Origin of the sequence: Actinacidiphila yeochonensis CN732, from assembly GCF_000745345.1 — a bacterium.
GTDB lineage: Bacteria > Actinomycetota > Actinomycetes > Streptomycetales > Streptomycetaceae > Actinacidiphila > Actinacidiphila yeochonensis.
In genome coordinates this window covers 1,255,067-1,270,325 of the sequence record NZ_JQNR01000005.1, presented here as the reverse complement: position 1 = coordinate 1,270,325, position 15,259 = coordinate 1,255,067, and the positions used below count along the sequence as shown (strand labels likewise).

Sequence of the window (15,259 nt, the reverse complement as noted above, 5' to 3'; positions counted from 1 at the left end):
GGTGCGCGAGCCCGCCGGCCGCCCCGCCGCCGCCCGCCACCCTCGCGAGCAGCCCTTTCCGCACCCGGCTCCGGCGGTCTTCCGGGCGACCTTCCCGAACTCTTCCCGCAGCCCCCGGCCACCGCCCCGCCCGGCGGGTCACGCGAGGCCGTCAGGAACCTTGACGCGCTCCGCCACCGGGCTTATCGTTCCCGAAACATTCGAGAAGGTGTCGAAACCTTTCGACGGCCTCCGGGCCGTTCCCCCCACCCAGAACCGCCCGCGCGCCGGGACGACGGGGGTCCCGGCACGAGGTGCGGACCGGAAGGACACCCATGCTCCGGAAGAACGGGAAGAGCCCAGCAGGACGGCTGCTGGCCGTCCTGCTGACGGGAATCGCGCCGCTGCTGGCCGCGTTCCTGCTGACCGCCACCTCGCCCACGACCGCGCACGCCGCCTCACTGACCGAGGTCACCGGCTTCGGCGCCAACCCGAGCGGCCTGCGCATGTACGTGTACGTCCCGAACAGCGCGCCCGCGCACCCGGCGGTCCTCGTCGCCGTCCACCAGTGCACCGGCTCCGGCCCCGGCTTCTACTCCGGCACCGAGTTCGCCTCGCTCGCCGACCGGTACGGGTTCATCGTGGTCTACCCGTCGGCGACCCGCAGCGGCAGCTGCTTCGACGTCTCCTCACCGCAGGCCCTCACCCGCGGCGGCGGCAGCGACCCGGTCGGCATCATGTCGATGGTCACCTACACCGAGCAGCACTACGGCGGCGACGCCGACCGGGTGTACGTCACCGGCGCCTCCTCCGGCGCGATGATGACCAACGTGCTGGCCGGCGACTACCCGGACGTCTTCAAGGCGGGCGCCGCCTTCATGGGCGTGCCCTTCGGCTGCTTCGCCACCACCGACGGCTCCTCCTGGAACAGCACCTGCTCCAGCGGGCAGTCGATCAAGACCGCGCAGGAGTGGGGCGATCTGGCCCGCTCCGGCGACCCGGGCTACACCGGCGCCCGGCCGCGCATGCAGCTGTGGCACGGCACCGCGGACACCACGCTCTCCTACCCGAACTTCGGTGAGGAGATCAAGCAGTGGACCAACGTGCTCGGGGTGAGCCAGACCCCGGTCCTCACCGACCACCCGCAGTCCACCTGGACCCGCACCCGCTACGGCTCCGCCGGCACCCAGGCCCCGGTCGAGGGCGTCAGCGTCCAGGGCGCCGGGCACACCCTGCCGACCAGCGGCATGGCGGCAGCGGCCATCGCGTTCTTCGGCCTCGACGGCAGCGGCGGTACGACGACCGGCGGCACGACGGCCGGAACGACGGCGGGCACGACGGCCGGAACCTCCTCCGGCACGACGGCCGGAACCTCCGCCGGCACGACCGCCGGAACGACCGCCGGAACCTCGTCGGGAACGACGGCCGGGTCGTCCTCAGGTACGACCGGTGGCACGACTCCGCCGAGCGCCGGGTGTTCGGCGGTGTACCAGACGGTGAGCGCGTGGACCGGTGGATACCAGGCACAGGTGACGGTGACGGACACCGGGACGTCGGCGTTGTCCGGGTGGACGGTCTCGTGGACGCAACCCTCGGGCCAGACGATCACCAGCCTGTGGAACGGCACCCAGACCACCTCCGGAAGCCAGGTCACCGTGACCAACGCGAGCTACAACGGCACCGTGGCCGCCGGGGCCGGCACCGCCTTCGGCTACACCGTCAGCGGCGCCGGCCAGCCCCCCGCCGGCCTGGCCGTCACCTGCCAGGCCCACTGACCCGCACCACCCCCAGAACGCAGGAGACCGCCGTGACCACCGCAAGCGCGCACGGGCTACCGGACCAGGTGCCCGCCGTCGTCGACTCCACCACCGCGCCGGGGCTGTCCGTGGCCCTGACCTTCGACGACGGTCCCCATCCGGTCCACACCCCGCGGCTGCTGTCGGTGCTGCGCGCCCACGAGGTCACGGCGGTCTTCTGCCTGTGGGGGGCGCACGTCCTGCGGCACCCGGACGTGGTGCGGCGGATCGTCGCCGACGGCCACGTCCTGGGCAACCACGGCATGCACCACGACGACATGTCCGGCTGGTCGGCGGACCGGGTCCGCGCCGACCTCGTGGCGACCTCCTCCGCGATCTCCGCCGCCGTCCCCGGCACGCCCGTGCCCTACTTCCGCGCCCCCTACGGCAACTGGGGCCGCACCCCGGGGGTCGCCCGCGAGCTGGGCATGGTCCCGCTGGGCTGGCGGCTGTCGGTGGAGGACTGGGTGCCGCCGGGCGCCGACGAACTGCTGCGCCGGCTGGAGGACGGCGTCGACCCCGGCGCGGTGGTGCTGCTGCACGACGCGGGCGGCGACCGCAGCCAGACCGTCGACGCCGTCGAACAGCTGATCCCCCGACTGCGCTCCCAGGGCTGGGAGTTCACCCTCCCGGACGTCCGCTGACCGCTCTCCGGCCGTCGGCTGACCACCCTCCGGCCTCCGCTGCGGCCCGGCCGCGCCCGGTGCCGGGCCCCAGGCACCGCTACGGCAGCCGGGAGGCGAGGAGTTCCGCGAGGTGGAGGGCCTTCCGTCCGGCCAGGTGGTCGAGTTGGGTACGGCAGGAGAAGCCGTCGGCCAGCAGGACCGCGTCCGGCCCGGCGGCCCGGACGGCGGGCAGCAGGGCCGTCTCGGCCACCGCCGCCGACACCTCGTAGTGGCCCTTGGCCATGCCGAAGTCGCCAGCCAGCCCGCAGCAGCCGCCCACCGCCACCACCTCCGCCCCGGCCCGGCGCAGCAGTTCGGCGTCGGCCTCCCAGCCCAGCACCGCGTGCTGGTGGCAGTGCGGCTGGGCCACCGCGTGGACCCCGCGCAGGTCCGGCGGGGTCCACCCCGGGGTGGCCGTCAGCAGCTCGGCGAGGGTGCGGGTGGCCGCCGCCGCGCGGGCGACCCGCGGGTCGCCGGGCAGCAGGGCGGCGGCGTCGGACCGCAGCACCGCCGTGCACGAGGGCTCCAGGCCGACGATCGGCCAGCCCGCCGCCAGCGCCTCCTCCAGTGCGTCGAGCGTGCGCCGCAACTGGCTTCGCGCTCCGTCCAGTTGGCCGGTGGTGAGCCAGGTCAGCCCGCAGCACACCGGCCGGGGCGTGAGGTGCACCTGGTATCCGGCGGCCTCCAGGACGCGGACGGCTGCGTGGCCGGGGCCGGGTGCCAGGTAGTCGGTGAAGGTGTCCGCCCACAGCAGCACCGGCGTCCCCGCGCCCGCGCGGTGGCGCGCCGCCCACCAGCGCCGGAACGGGGTGCGGGCCGGGCGCGGCAGCGGCCGGCGCGGGTCGACCCCGGCGGCCCGGCGGACCAGCGCGGCCACCCCCGGCACGCCCAGCAGCACCCCGGCCGGACGGGAGAGCGGCGCCACCAGCCGCAGCCAGCGCGGCAGTCGGCCCAGCGCGTAGTGCGCGACGGGGCGCGGCCGCCCCCGGTAGCGCTGGTACAGCGCCTCCGCCTTGTACGTCGCCATGTCCACCCCGGCCGGGCAGTCGCTCGCGCAGCCCTTGCACGACAGGCACAGGTCGAGCGACTCGGCGACCTCCGGCGCCCGCCAGTCGGGCTTCACCAGCGTGCCGTTGACGAGCTCCTGGAGCACCCGGGCCCGGCCCCGGGTGGAGTCCTTCTCGTCCCGGGTGGCGAGGTAGGAGGGGCACATCACACCGCCCGCGCCGGTGGTGTCGGCACGGCAGGCGCCGACGCCGACGCAGCGGTGCACAGCGGCGGCGAAATCGCCCCGGTCGTGCGGGTAGGCAAGGGTGGTACGGCCGGGCGCAAGGGTGGTACGGCCGGGCGCGAGGGTGGTACGGCCGGGCACGCGGCCGGCGGCGGGCAGCCGCAGGTCGGCGTCGAGCGGCCGGGGCCGCACCACCACCCCGGGGTTGAGCAGGTCGCCGGGGTCGAAGGCGTGCTTGACGGCGGCCATCGCGGCCAGCGCCTCCGGGGAGTACATCGACGGCAGCAGCTCGGAGCGGGCCCGCCCGTCGCCGTGCTCACCCGACAGCGAGCCGCCGTGCCGCCGGGCCAGCGCCGCCGCGTCCAGCAGGAACTCCCTCAGCACGCGCGGCCGTTCGGCGAGCGGGAAGTCGATGCGGCAGTGCAGGCAGCCGTCGCCGAAGTGCCCGTACATCAGGCCGTCGAGGCCGTGCTGCCGCATCAGGGCGGAGAGTTCGCGCAGGTAGCCGCCGAGGCGTTCGGGCGGCACCGCGGAGTCCTCCCAGCCGGGCCAGGCCGGCTCCCCGGCCGGGGTGCGGCCGCCCAGGCCCGCGCCGGACTCCCGGATGCGCCACAGGGCGGTGGCCGCGGGGCCGGTCACCACCGCGCTGTCCACGCAGTCCGCGGCGGCGGCGAGCCGCCGGGCCGCGTCGGCGGCCTCGGCCGGGGTGGTGCCGCCGGTCTCGGCGAAGAGCCAGCCGCCGCCGCGCGGCAGCACGTCGGGCACGGCGGCCGGGCCGCGCCGGGTCCGCACCACCTCCACCAGACGGGCGTCCATGCCCTCCAGGGCGACGGGGTGGTGCGGCAGCAGGGCGGGCGTGTCGTCGGCGGCCGCGGCCATGTCGGGGTAGCCGAGCACGGCGAGCGCGGTGTGCGCGGGCGGCGCCACCAGCCGCACGGTGGCGCGCAGCAGCACCGCGAGGGTGCCCTCGGTGCCGACCAGGAAGCGCGCCGGGTCGGCGCCGTTCTCCGGCAGCAGGTGCTCCAGCGAGTAGCCCGACACCTGGCGCGGGAAGCGGCCGAACTCGGTCCGGACGAGGGCGAGTCGGTCGCGGACGAGGCCGGCCAGGGCGCCGAGGGGACCGTCCGTGCCACCCGGACCGCCCGGGCCGTCGAGGGCGCCGCGGGCCGCCGTCAGCCGGCTGCCGGTGCCGGCCAGCACGTCCAGCTCCACCACGTTGTCGGCGGCCCGCCCGTACGCCAGTGCCCGCGCGCCGCAGGCGTTGTTGCCCAGGGCTCCGCCGACGGTGGCCCGGGCGTGCGTGGACGGGTCCGGGCCGAACCGCAGGCCGTACGGGGCCGCCGCGGCGCTCACCGCGTCCAGCACCGCGCCCGGCTCCGCCACGGCGGTGCGCGCCTCGGGGTCGACGGCGAGCACCCGGCCCATGTGCCGGGAGAAGTCCATGACGACGCCCGCGCCCACGGCGTTCCCGGCGATCGACGTGCCGGCGCCGCGCGGGGTCAGCGGCACCCCGGTGCGGCGGCACACGTCGAGCACCGCCTCGGCCTCGGCGGCGTCGCGCGGGAAGACCACGGCGGCGGGGACCACGCGGTAGTTGGAGGCGTCCGAGGAGTACTCGGCCCGGCGCCGCACCGAGGTGTCCACCTCGGCCACCCCAGCCCGCGCCAGCTCGGCGGCCAGCTCCCGCCCCCGGTCGTCCGCCGGCCCCGCGCCCGGCCCCGCGCCCGGCGACCGTCCCGCCCGTCCCGTCCGTCCTGGCTGTCCCGGCTGCCTTGTCCGCTGCCACGGTGCCTCCCGGAGCCGCCGTCCGACCGCGCGCCGCCCGGCGGCGGTTCCGCCCGGCACCCGTCCACCCGCGGCCCGGTCCTCCCGGCCAGCGTAGGCCCGTGGACCGGGGACCCGGCCGGGACGCGGCGGGGCCGGCTCCGGGTACGCGGACGGGGCCGGCGGTCCCGTGGGGGCCGGCGGTCCCGTGGGGCCGGCGGTCCCGTGGGGCCGGCGGTCCCGTGGGGGCCGGCGGTCCGGTGGGGGCCGGCGGGGCCGAGGCTCAGGCGATGAGCGCGGCCACCGCGTCCACCACCAGCAGGCGGCGGTGCGCGTCGTTGACGGTGTCGAGGCGGGCGTCCAGCTCGGGGGTCTGGGTGCTCCAGAAGCCGGACAGGTGCAGGACCAGGCCGAGCAGCTCCGCCGCCTCGAAGCGGTCGGTGAGCCGGCCGGCGCGCTGGGCGGCGGCGACCGCCTCGATCTTGGCCGCGTAGCTGTCCCGCACCACCGCCAGCTGCTCGCCTGAGCCGGCCCGCTCCAGCCGGTACCAGGTGGCCAGCCGCTGCACCCAGGGCCGGGCGCGGTAGGAGTCGTGGAGGCGGCCGGCGTACTCGGGCAGGTCGTCGGGGTCGATCGGCACGGCGTCCAGGGTCTCCCGGCACATGGCGTCGAAGACGGCGTCGAACAGCCCGTCCTTGCTGCCGAAGTAGTGGTAGATCTGCGCCTTGTTGCTCCGCGCCGCCGTCGCGATGCGGTCCACCCGCGCCCCCGCGATGCCGTACGCGGCGAACTCCTCCGTCGCGGCGGCCAGCAGCCTGCGGCGGGTGGCTTCGGCGTCGCGGCCGGTGGGGGAGGTGGCGGAGGCAGGGCTCATACCGACCAGCTTATCTACTAACCGGATAGTTGACAAAGGCTCGCGGAGGAGGTCCTATGGGGGCGTTGCTAATCAACCGGTTAGTCAGCAACCTCGCCGAACGGAGCCTCCCATGCCTTCCGTCTTCCTCGTCAGCGGCGCCTCCCGGGGCCTGGGCCGCGAGATCGTCCGCGCCGCCGCGCGTGCCGGGCACCAGGTGGTGGCGGGTGTGCGGTCCCCCAAGGCGCTGGACGAGGTGGTGGCCGAGTACGGCGACCAGGTCGCCGTCGTCCCGCTCGACGTGACCGACCAGGTCCAGGTCCGGGCCGCCGTCCGCACCGCCGTGGACCGCTTCGGCCGCCTCGACGTGCTGGTCAACAACGCCGGGTACGCCAATGTGGCCCCCGTGGAGGACGTCGACTTCGACGACTTCCGCGCCCAGATCGACACCAACCTCCTCGGCGTGGTGCGGCTCACCCAGGCCGCGCTGCCGGTGCTGCGCGAGCAGGGTTCCGGTCACATCGTGCAGGTCTCCTCGGTCGGCGGCCGGCTGGCCACGCCGGGGCTGTCCGCCTACCAGTCGGCCAAGTGGGCCGTCGGCGGCTTCTCCTCGGTGCTGGCGCGGGAGGTCGGGCCGCTGGGCGTCAAGGTCACCGTGCTGGAGCCGGGCGGCATGGCCACGGACTGGGCCGGCTCCTCGATGCGGATCGCCGACATCCGGCCGGAGTACGAGGCGACCGTCGGCCGGATGGCCGCGATGCACGACTCCGGCGCGGCCACCTCCGCCAGCGACCCGGCGAAGGTGGCCCGGCTGGTGCTGGACGTGGCGGCCATGGAGGAGCCGCCGCTGCGGCTGCTCGTGGGCCCCGACGCCTACGCCTACGCCACCGCCGCCGGGCGGGAACTGCTCGCCGAGGACGAGCGGTGGGCCGAACTCAGCCGGTCCACCGCGTTCGACGACGCGACCCCGGAGCAGCTGGACCCGCTGGGGCGCGGCGACCACTGAGGCGACCGCCGAGACGAGCACTGGGGCGACCCCTGAACGGCCGCCCCGCCCGGTCCGGCGGGTCAGGGCGCGTTCTGCCCGCGCCCTGACCCGGCGGTGGCCGTGGCGACGGCCCCGCACCCGCCGGGCCAGGCGGGAAGGCCGTTTCCGTGGGTCCCGGCCTTTCCCGTGGTACCCGGCCCCGCACACGGCACCGCTCCGGAATTCACCCGAACGGCTGGGCCGAATGTCCCACCGCGACGACCCGCCGCACCCTGAGGGCATGCGGCCGCTTCCCCGATCCACCCAGGTCGCGGCCGTACTGTCACTGGTGTTCCTGGCCTCCTGCTCCACGCCGCAGCACCACGCGCAGGTACCGCCGCGGGTCCGCCCGTTCCTCCACGTGGCGCAGCTCCGCCCGGCCGTCGTCAGCCGGACGGCGTGGCACGCCGAACCCCGCGCGGTGTCCGGGCCGCCGCTCTACGACACCGAGGTCAAAGCGGTCTTCATCCACCACACGGACAACCCGAACGACTACGACTGCCGCCGGGACGTCCCGGCGATGCTGCGCGGCATCGAGGAGAGCCACGTCGCCCTCGGCTGGGACGACCTCGGCTACAACTTCGTCGTCGACCGCTGCGGCACCATCTACGAGGGCCGGGCCGGCGGCGTCGACGCGGCGGTGCGCGGCGCGCACACCGAGGGCTTCAACGTGGAGAGCGTCGGCATAGCGGCCCTGGGCAACTTCGGGCCCGGCCAGAAGGTCCCCCGGCCCATGCTGGAGTCCATCGCGGCCATAGCCGCCTGGAAGCTCGCCCCCGGCGTCGACCCGAACGGCGAGGTGCGGCTGGTCTCCACCGACAGCCGCAGCCGCTTCGCCAAGGGCACCGCCGCCGAGCTGCACGCCATCTCCGGCCACCGCGACGCCTACCAGACAGACTGCCCCGGCGACGCCCTCTACGACCAGCTCCCGTGGATACGGCGCACCGCGGCGGCGCTCCGCCGGAAGGCGACGTACGCGCCGCGCCCCCAGCCCCGGAGCACGTCCGAGGCCGTGCCCAGGAGCAGCCGGTGGGCCCCGCTGGGGTGACCCCTTCCGGGCATCCGGTCCCGCGCGGCCGGCGTCACCCGGTCGGCACGCCGCTCAGCTCGTAGTACGCCCGCAGCGCGGCCTCGCCGCCCGAGCCGGTCGCGGCCATGATCCGCTGGAAGCGGGCCGACCGCAGGTCCCCAGCGGTGAACAGGCGCGGCGGCTGGGAACGGGGCGGGCAGTACCCGGCACTGTCGCGGACCAGGTCCCCGGGTGGCGGGGCGGGCGCGCTGCCGAGGTTGAGCAGGACCGCGTCGGCCTCGCTGGCGCCGCTCCGCCCGTCCCGGGCCGTCCACCGCGCCACGGGCCCGGAGCCGGGCGGCAGCAGGGTGAGCCCGGCCACCGGCAGCAGCTCCACGCGCGGGTCGTCCCGCACCTCGTCGGCCTTGTAGTCGTCCTCCGGCGGGTGGGCCACCAGGACCCGCGCGTCCAGGCCGGGGTGGGCGCGCAGGAAGGTGCCGAGCGGGCGGTCGGCGCCCAGCACCAGCAGGGTCCGGGCCCGCGGCGGCGGTTCGGCGCCCCACAACCCGGCCGTCCGCGCACCCGGCCGTACGGTGAGCCAGCCCGCCACCCGCGGGCCGAGCGGCCCGGTGCCGGTGGCCACCACCGCGTAGGGGGCGTGCAGCCGGCGCCCGTCGTCCAGGGTGACGGAGGCGCGGTCGCCGTGGGCGCGCACCCGGACCGCCCGGACACCCAGCTCGACCCGGCACAGCGGGGTCCGGGCCAGGTCGGCGGCGATGGCGTCGGCCAGCTCCGGGCCGCCGCGGTGGCCGCCCGCCACGTTGTCCACGGCCGGTATCCCGCGCAGCTTGCCGCACAGCCGGCCGGCCTCCTCGACCACCACCGAGCGCAGCCCGACGCTCGCCGCCATGAGCGCGGCGGCGCACCCGGCCGGCCCGCCCCCGACGACGATCAGCTCGACGCCCTCCGGCGTCCCGCCCGGGGCCGGGACCTCGGGCCCTCGTGCGGGACCCGGCCCCGGTCCCGACGGGAACGCGCCCTCGGCGGCCGGGCCGCCCGGCCGCACGGGTTCGGGTTCAGCTGCCATGCCGCCCATTCCAGCACCTCGGCCCAGCCCGGGCCGCCGTATCCGGACGGTGCCACGCCGAAGGATGCCGACTCCTACGGCGCGGCGCCGGCCGGGCCGTCGTCCGGACCGTTGCCCGCGGCGCCGGCCGGGCCGGGTGCCAGGTAGGCGGAGTAGCCGTGCAGGGCCGGCAGGTCGGGAAGGGTGAGGCGGCGCCAGCCGGCGGCGTAGGCGGGGACCCGGCCGTAGCGGACCAGCAGCGCCACCGGCCGGGTCCGGGCGTCGGCCCGCAGCCCGGCCGGGGTGGTGGCGGCGTCGGGGCCGCCGATCTGCCGGGAGGCGCAGCGGGCGTAGTAGGCCATGGGCACGGCGTGGTCACCGCTGAGCACGCACGGCGGGCGTACCCCGGCGGCGTGCAGCCGGGCCGCCACGGTGTCGTAGGCGCGGCGCATGGCACGGTTGCCGTCCACGGCACCGCGGGCGACCGCGCCCTGCACCGCGAGGTGGGCGCACAGCGCGACCACCGCCAGGGCGGCGGGCAGCGCGTTCACGATCCGCCGCCGGCGGTCGGCGGCCGGTCGCCGGGCGCGGGCCAGCAGCGGGTGTCCGCAGCAGGCGACGGGGACGGCCAGCAGCAGGTACGTGGGCAGCAGGAAGCGCGGCGCCGCGTAGCCGAGCAGGAAGAGGTACGGCACGGCCATGGACGCGGCGACCGCGGTCGGCAGCCACACCGCGGCCCGCCGCCCGGCGCGGACCCCCGCGGCCACGCCGGCGGCGGTGGCCACGGGCAGCGCGAAGAACCACACGGCGGTGACCGGGTGCCGCCACGGCACGGTGCACGGCCGGCACAGCGCCCGCCCGTCCAGCGCCCTGACCTGGTCGTCGACCGCGAGGTTCAGCCCGGTGCCGCCTTGGACGGCACTGGCCCGGCGCAGTCGCTCGGGCAGGCCGCCGTAGGCGGTGTACGCCTCGACGACCCACTCGCCGCAGCCCAGCACCGCACCCCCGGCCAGCGCCGCCCACACCGCCGGCCGGCGCGCGCCGGGCGTCAGCAGCGCGGCGACCGCGAGCGGGGCCAGCAGCCAGGCCGCGTCCGGCGGCCGCATCAGCCCGGTGACGGCGACGCCCACGCACAGGCCCACGGGTGCCCACCGGTCGGCGGGGTCGCGGGCCGCCCGCAGGAAGCAGCCGACGGCGGCCATCGCCCCGTAGGCGCTGTACAGGTTGGGCATCACCTGGGGGCCGTAGAAGAGCGAGATCCACAAGGTGGCGAAGAGGGCGCCGGCGAGGGCGAGCACCGGCGCGGGCAGCAGGGTGCGCCAGGCGCGCAGCGCCAGGTACAGGCCGAGTGAGGAGAGCACCGCCATCCACACCCGCAGCAGCGGCGTCGAGTCGCTCCAGGAGGCGACGGGCGCGGCGAGCAGGCTGATGCCCCGGGCCCGGGGGGCGCTGAAGACCGCGGCCGGCACCGAGCCGCTGACCTGGCTGGTGTACACCGTCTCGTCCCAGCCGAGGCCGGTACCGGGCACCACCAGGGCCAGCTGGGCGAGGCCGTACGCCGTCGCGACCGCCCCCGGCCAGGCCCGGTCGCGGACCGCGCCGCGCCGCCCGGACCGCGGCCGCGCCGCCGCCCCGTCCCTGCCGCCCGGCGCGCGGCTCCCCGTGACGGGCGCCGCGGCCGGGACCTTCACCGGTTCCGCCATGCCGCCAACCTGGCAGCGCGGGCGGCGGCGGCCCCGTCCGACACACCGCCCGATGCGCCGAATGTCCGATTCAGGACGGGCGTCGGCGCTTCGGTGGCGCCGGGGCCTCCCCGGCACCACCGGTGCCCGCCGGTGCGATCAGTTGACGGAGACGCTGGCGCCGAACTCGTCGACCTCGGAACTCCCCGGGGCCAGCAGGGCCAGCACCCCTCCGGTGCAGTTGAGGCCGGCGTAGACGGTGACCAGTTGGTCGGTGTTGTTGGTGACGGACAGTGGCCATACCTGCGCGTTGTAACAGCCGCTCGGGTCCTGGTAGGTCGTGCCGTTGACGACCAGCGTGCCCTGGGCGGCCCAGGCCGAGCCGGACAGGCTCAGCGCCAGCGACCCGGCCATCGCCAGGCCGCCCAGCACGGTTGCGACACGTCGCATGCCGTTCCTCCTGTGAGTCGGTGCGGGCGGACGGATACCGTCCGCGTTGGTGACACAGAGTATGCGCTTGTGTTACTCTGTGTATCCGGCTCGACTCGCCAGCGGGTGCCCGGCGATCAGGTGACGGCCACCGGACCGCGGGGCCGCGGGGCCTCGGACCGCGGGGCCGACCGGCGGCCGGGCCGAACCCGGCCACCCAGGTCAAAGGCCGCCCCGCGCGCCGCCCGTCCGCCCGGCACCCCGGAAGCGCTCAGGCGTAGTAGTTGCGCTGCCAGCGGTGCTTGGCCAGGGTCGCGAGCTGGTCGGCGTCCAGCGTGCGGCCGTCGCTGACGGCGGTGTTGCGGTCGACGTTGCGCACCGAGCGCATGCCCGGGATCACGGTGGAGACGGACGGGGCGCTGAGCACGAAGCGCAGCGCGGTCTCGGCCAGGGCGTCGACCGGGATGTCCAGGTCGGCGGCGATGGCGTCCACCCGGCGCCCCACCTCGGCGGGCCGGTCGCCGCGGAAGTAGCGGTTGCGGAAGTCGCCCTCGGGGAACGTGGCGCCCTCCCGGACGGCGCCGGTCAGGCCGCCCTCGTCGAGCGCGACGCGGACGATGACGCCCACCCCGTGCTCCGCGCAGGCCGGCAGCAGCGACTCGGCCGGGGCCTGGTCGAAGACGTTGTAGATGACCTGGACGGTGTCCACGACGCCGCTGCGCACCAGCTCCAGCGCGCTGTCCGGCTCGTGGTCGTTGATCGAGACGCCGAAGAGCCGGACGAGCCCCTGCTCCTTGAGGTCCTGGACGGCCTCCAGCCAGTCCCCGCGGCCCACCCACTCGTCGCTCCACACGTGGAACTGGAGCACGTCGAAGTGGTCCAGCCCGCTGGCCCGCAGGCTGGTGCGGAGGCTCTCGCGGATGTGCTCGCCGGGGAACGCGTCCTGCGGCCCGACCCCCTCGGGTGCGGGCCAGCGGCCGTTCTTCGGCGGGACCTTCGTGGCGACCAGCACCTCGTCGCCGGCCCGCTCGCGGACGACCTGCCCGACGATCCGCTCGCTCTCGGCGTAGCCGCGGGCGGTGTCGATCAGGTTGACGCCCGAGTCGATCGCGTGGTGCAGGGCCCGCACCGACTCGTCGTCCGTCGCGCCGACCCACGCCCCACCGCCGATCCCCCATGCTCCGTAGCCGATCTCGGACACCCGCAGCCCGCTGCGGCCCAGCTCGCGGTAGCGCACGGCACTCTTCTCCTGTGGTCCTGACGGGGCGGTGCCCCGTGGCGGCGGAGGCGCGCCCGACGGGCCGCCTCCCGGCGGCCTCCAGCATCGGGCCCGGCCCGGCGGGCCGTCCAGCAGAAGATCGAAAGGATCCAGCGGCCGGAGCGCTGGATCCGGCCCGCCGCCCCACCCCGCCGGAGCCTGGTCCGAGGAACGCTCCCCGATCCCGCGCCGAGACGGGTCAGCGGCCGGCGCCGCCCAGCCCTCCTGGGGCCGGCTCGGTGACGCCGCCGGTACCGGCCGCCGCGCCGCTCCACTGGGCCAGCAGGCGCAGCGAGGTCTCGGACGGGCCGCCGGGTTCGGCGCCGTAGACGAAGAGGATCTGGTCCGGGTCGTCTCCGGGGGTGAGGGCCTGGTAGGTGACGGTGAGGTCGCCGACGAGCGGGTGGTGGTAGTCCTTGGTGCCGGTCGTACGCCGGTGCACCTTGTTGTCCGACCAGAAGCGGCGGAACTCCGCGCTGCGGATGGACAGGTCACCGACCAGGGCGCCCAGCGCCGGGTCGTCCGGGTGGCGGCCCGCGTCGAGGCGGAGCATGGCGGCGGTGTCCGCGGCGACGCGGGGCCAGTCCCGGTACAGCTCGCGCGCGTGCGGGTCGAGGAAGACGAAGCGGGCCTGGTTCCGCTCGGCGGCGGGGAGCGCGCGGAAGTCGGTGATCAGCCGTCCGGCGAGCTGGTTGTGGGCCAGCACGTCGAGGCGCCGCCCGAGCACGAAGCCGGGGCGGCCCGCCTGCTGGAGGGTGTCCAGCAGGTCCCAGGTGGCGGGGTGGACGCGCTGCGGGCGGGGCCGGCGGCGCCGGGTCGGGCGCGGCCGGGCGAGGGTGTGCAGGTGGCTGCGCTCGGCGTCGTCCAGGCGCAGCGCGGCGGCGAGCGCGTCGAGGACCTCGGCGGAGGCGCTGCGGCTGCGGCCCTGCTCCAGGCGCGTGTAGTAGTCCACGCTGACCCCGGCCAGCCGGGCGAGTTCCTCCCGGCGCAGGCCCGACACCCGGCGCCGCCCCGGGCCGTAATCGTCGATCCCGGCTTCCCGCGGGGTGAGGCGCGCGCGGGCGGAGCGGAGGAACTCCGCCATCGGCGTGCTGCTGGGGCGCTCACAGTCCATCGGTCCAGCATCGCGCGCTCGCCGGGGGTTCGACGACGGCGAGGGTGGCCCACTTCGTCCCCCGATCGGGCGGGCCCTTCTGCGGCCTCTTCTGGCTGCTCGGAGCTGGTTCAGTGGAAGCCGGGCCCGCCGCCGGGAGTGGCGGCCGGGGCCCTGTTCCGAACAGACGACCCAGTGCGCTTCCGGGCAAGGTCCGCCCCGCTCGCCGCCCTGGCACGGGCACGCGCCGCGTCGGCCGAGACCCGAGCAGCCCACTGCGAGGGCCTCCGGCCGCCTGGCGGCCGTCCGCCCGCGCCAGGACACCTCGCCATTGGGCAGACCTCGCCGGTCACGGCGCTGGACGTCTCAACGACATGCAGACGGTATGGAGGCATTTCATGTCCACGTGGTTCATCACCGGCGCGTCCCGCGGGCTGGGTCTGGAGATCGCCCGGGCCGCCCTCCGGGGCGGTGACACGGTCGTGGCCGCCGCCCGGAACCCGGAGCGGCTGCCGGACGACCTGCGGCGCTCCGACCGGGTCCTCGGCGTCACCCTCGACGTCACCCGGAGCGGCGAGATCACCGCGGCCGTCGAGACGGCCGTGGGGCGTTTCGGCCGGATCGACGTCCTCGTCAACAACGCGGGCCGCGGCCTGCTCGGTGCGCTGGAGGAGATCACCGAAGCCGAGGCGCGCTCGCTGTTCGACCTCAACGTCTTCGGGCTGATCAACATGACCCGCGCCGTCCTGCCTGTCATGCGGGCGGCCGGAGCGGGGAAGCTCGTGCACATCGGCTCCCGCTCCGGCTTCGAGGGGGAGCCCGGGGTGAGCGTGTACAGCGCCTCGAAGTTCGCGGTGGCCGGCATCAGCGAGGCGCTCGCGGCGGAGCTGGAGCCGTTCGGGATCCAGAGCATGGTCGTGGAGCCCGGCGTCTTCCGCACCGACTTCCTCGACACCACCTCGCTGTCGACCGCGGCCGAGCGCCTGCCCGCCTACGCCGGCACGCCCGCCCGCGCCACCCTGGACTGGATCGACACCGCCAACCACACCCAGCTCGGCGACCCGGTCAAGGGCGCCGCCCTGATCCACGAGGTCACCAGCGGGGACAGGCTCCCCGGGCACCTCGCCCTGGGCCGGGACGCGGTCGAACGCCGGCTGGTCAAGATCCGCGGCCTCCAGGACGACCTCGCGGCCTGGCGGGACAGGTCCGCCGCCACGGCCTGCGACGACGCCGCCTGATCCACCCTTCGCGAGCCGACCGTCCTGCCCACGGCCCAGCCCGTGCAGTGAACGAACAGGCGGTGCGTCCGCGCTGCCGGCCGGCTGCGGTCCGGCAGCGCGCTGCGGCTTCCGACCCGGATGCCCAGCCCGGAGCCTGACTTCGCGTCACCGAGGACCCGCGGCCCCT

12 protein-coding genes are annotated in these 15,259 nt (G+C 76.3%); 5 read left to right on the top strand and 7 right to left on the bottom strand.

The window, feature by feature from the left end:
* Positions 1-314: 314 nt before the first annotated feature.
* Together BS72_RS17265 and BS72_RS17260 are read left to right on the top strand one after the other, a co-directional pair.
* Positions 315-1,754, top strand: coding sequence for an extracellular catalytic domain type 1 short-chain-length polyhydroxyalkanoate depolymerase (locus BS72_RS17265; RefSeq protein WP_037911637.1), 1,440 nt, complete (start codon positions 315-317; stop codon positions 1,752-1,754).
* Between the two features lie 32 nt (positions 1,755-1,786).
* Positions 1,787-2,419 (top strand): polysaccharide deacetylase family protein, encoded by a 633-nt coding sequence (locus tag BS72_RS17260; RefSeq protein ID WP_051951201.1) that lies wholly within the window; start codon positions 1,787-1,789, stop codon positions 2,417-2,419.
* A gap of 79 nt (positions 2,420-2,498) precedes the next feature.
* Here the strand turns inward: BS72_RS17260 and BS72_RS17255 are convergent, their stop codons facing one another.
* Positions 2,499-5,315 (bottom strand): FAD-binding and (Fe-S)-binding domain-containing protein, encoded by a 2,817-nt coding sequence (locus tag BS72_RS17255; protein WP_232792443.1) that lies wholly within the window; start codon positions 5,313-5,315, stop codon positions 2,499-2,501.
* 403 nt (positions 5,316-5,718) lie between these two features.
* Positions 5,719-6,309: a TetR family transcriptional regulator gene (locus BS72_RS17250; protein WP_037911633.1), complete on the bottom strand. Its 591-nt coding sequence runs from the start codon at positions 6,307-6,309 to the stop codon at positions 5,719-5,721.
* Positions 6,310-6,421: 112 nt separating this feature from the next.
* Here BS72_RS17250 and BS72_RS17245 point away from each other — a divergent pair, with 112 nt between their 5' ends.
* Both BS72_RS17245 and BS72_RS17240 read left to right on the top strand, forming a co-directional pair.
* Complete coding sequence (locus BS72_RS17245; protein WP_037911629.1) at positions 6,422-7,294, top strand: SDR family NAD(P)-dependent oxidoreductase; 873 nt, start codon at positions 6,422-6,424, stop codon at positions 7,292-7,294.
* Positions 7,295-7,556: 262 nt separating this feature from the next.
* Entirely contained in the window at positions 7,557-8,363 is an 807-nt protein-coding gene (locus BS72_RS17240) for a peptidoglycan recognition protein family protein (RefSeq protein WP_078901834.1), read from the top strand.
* Positions 8,364-8,397: 34 nt separating this feature from the next.
* Here BS72_RS17240 and BS72_RS17235 read toward each other — a convergent pair whose 3' ends face one another.
* The 5 genes from BS72_RS17235 to BS72_RS17215 form a co-directional block, all read right to left on the bottom strand.
* A complete protein-coding gene (locus BS72_RS17235) occupies positions 8,398-9,411 on the bottom strand; it encodes an FAD-dependent oxidoreductase (RefSeq protein ID WP_107498943.1) in 1,014 nt (337 codons plus the stop codon).
* A 74-nt stretch (positions 9,412-9,485) separates the two neighbouring features.
* A complete protein-coding gene (locus BS72_RS17230; RefSeq protein ID WP_078901435.1) occupies positions 9,486-11,093 on the bottom strand; it encodes a hypothetical protein in 1,608 nt (535 codons plus the stop codon).
* 138 nt (positions 11,094-11,231) lie between these two features.
* Positions 11,232-11,522, bottom strand: a complete 291-nt coding sequence (locus tag BS72_RS17225) for a hypothetical protein (protein ID WP_037911628.1) — start codon at positions 11,520-11,522, stop codon at positions 11,232-11,234.
* A 250-nt stretch (positions 11,523-11,772) separates the two neighbouring features.
* Positions 11,773-12,738: an aldo/keto reductase gene (locus BS72_RS17220; protein ID WP_037911626.1), complete on the bottom strand. Its 966-nt coding sequence runs from the start codon at positions 12,736-12,738 to the stop codon at positions 11,773-11,775.
* 220 nt (positions 12,739-12,958) lie between these two features.
* The gene (locus BS72_RS17215) at positions 12,959-13,873 is read right to left on the bottom strand and encodes a helix-turn-helix domain-containing protein (RefSeq protein ID WP_051951198.1); all 915 of its coding nucleotides are present in this window, start codon (positions 13,871-13,873) and stop codon (positions 12,959-12,961) included.
* 377 nt (positions 13,874-14,250) lie between these two features.
* On the opposite strand from BS72_RS17215, the gene BS72_RS17210 reads away from it, so the two are divergent.
* A complete protein-coding gene (locus BS72_RS17210; RefSeq protein WP_037911624.1) occupies positions 14,251-15,090 on the top strand; it encodes an SDR family oxidoreductase in 840 nt (279 codons plus the stop codon).
* The last annotated feature ends 169 nt before the right edge of the window (positions 15,091-15,259 follow it).

Bases quoted from the DNA above. Each gene is read 5' to 3' on its own strand.
- BS72_RS17265 (WP_037911637.1), top strand. From the start codon at position 315: ATGCTCCGGAAGAACGGGAAGAGCCCAGCAGGACGGCTGCTGGCCGTC.
- BS72_RS17250 (WP_037911633.1), bottom strand. From the start codon at position 6,309: ATGAGCCCTGCCTCCGCCACCTCCCCCACCGGCCGCGACGCCGAAGCC.
- BS72_RS17245 (WP_037911629.1), top strand. From the start codon at position 6,422: ATGCCTTCCGTCTTCCTCGTCAGCGGCGCCTCCCGGGGCCTGGGCCGC.
- BS72_RS17240 (WP_078901834.1), top strand. From the start codon at position 7,557: ATGCGGCCGCTTCCCCGATCCACCCAGGTCGCGGCCGTACTGTCACTG.
- BS72_RS17235 (WP_107498943.1), bottom strand. From the start codon at position 9,411: ATGGCAGCTGAACCCGAACCCGTGCGGCCGGGCGGCCCGGCCGCCGAG.
- BS72_RS17230 (WP_078901435.1), bottom strand. From the start codon at position 11,093: ATGGCGGAACCGGTGAAGGTCCCGGCCGCGGCGCCCGTCACGGGGAGC.
- BS72_RS17225 (WP_037911628.1), bottom strand. From the start codon at position 11,522: ATGCGACGTGTCGCAACCGTGCTGGGCGGCCTGGCGATGGCCGGGTCG.
- BS72_RS17215 (WP_051951198.1), bottom strand. From the start codon at position 13,873: ATGGACTGTGAGCGCCCCAGCAGCACGCCGATGGCGGAGTTCCTCCGC.
- BS72_RS17210 (WP_037911624.1), top strand. From the start codon at position 14,251: ATGTCCACGTGGTTCATCACCGGCGCGTCCCGCGGGCTGGGTCTGGAG.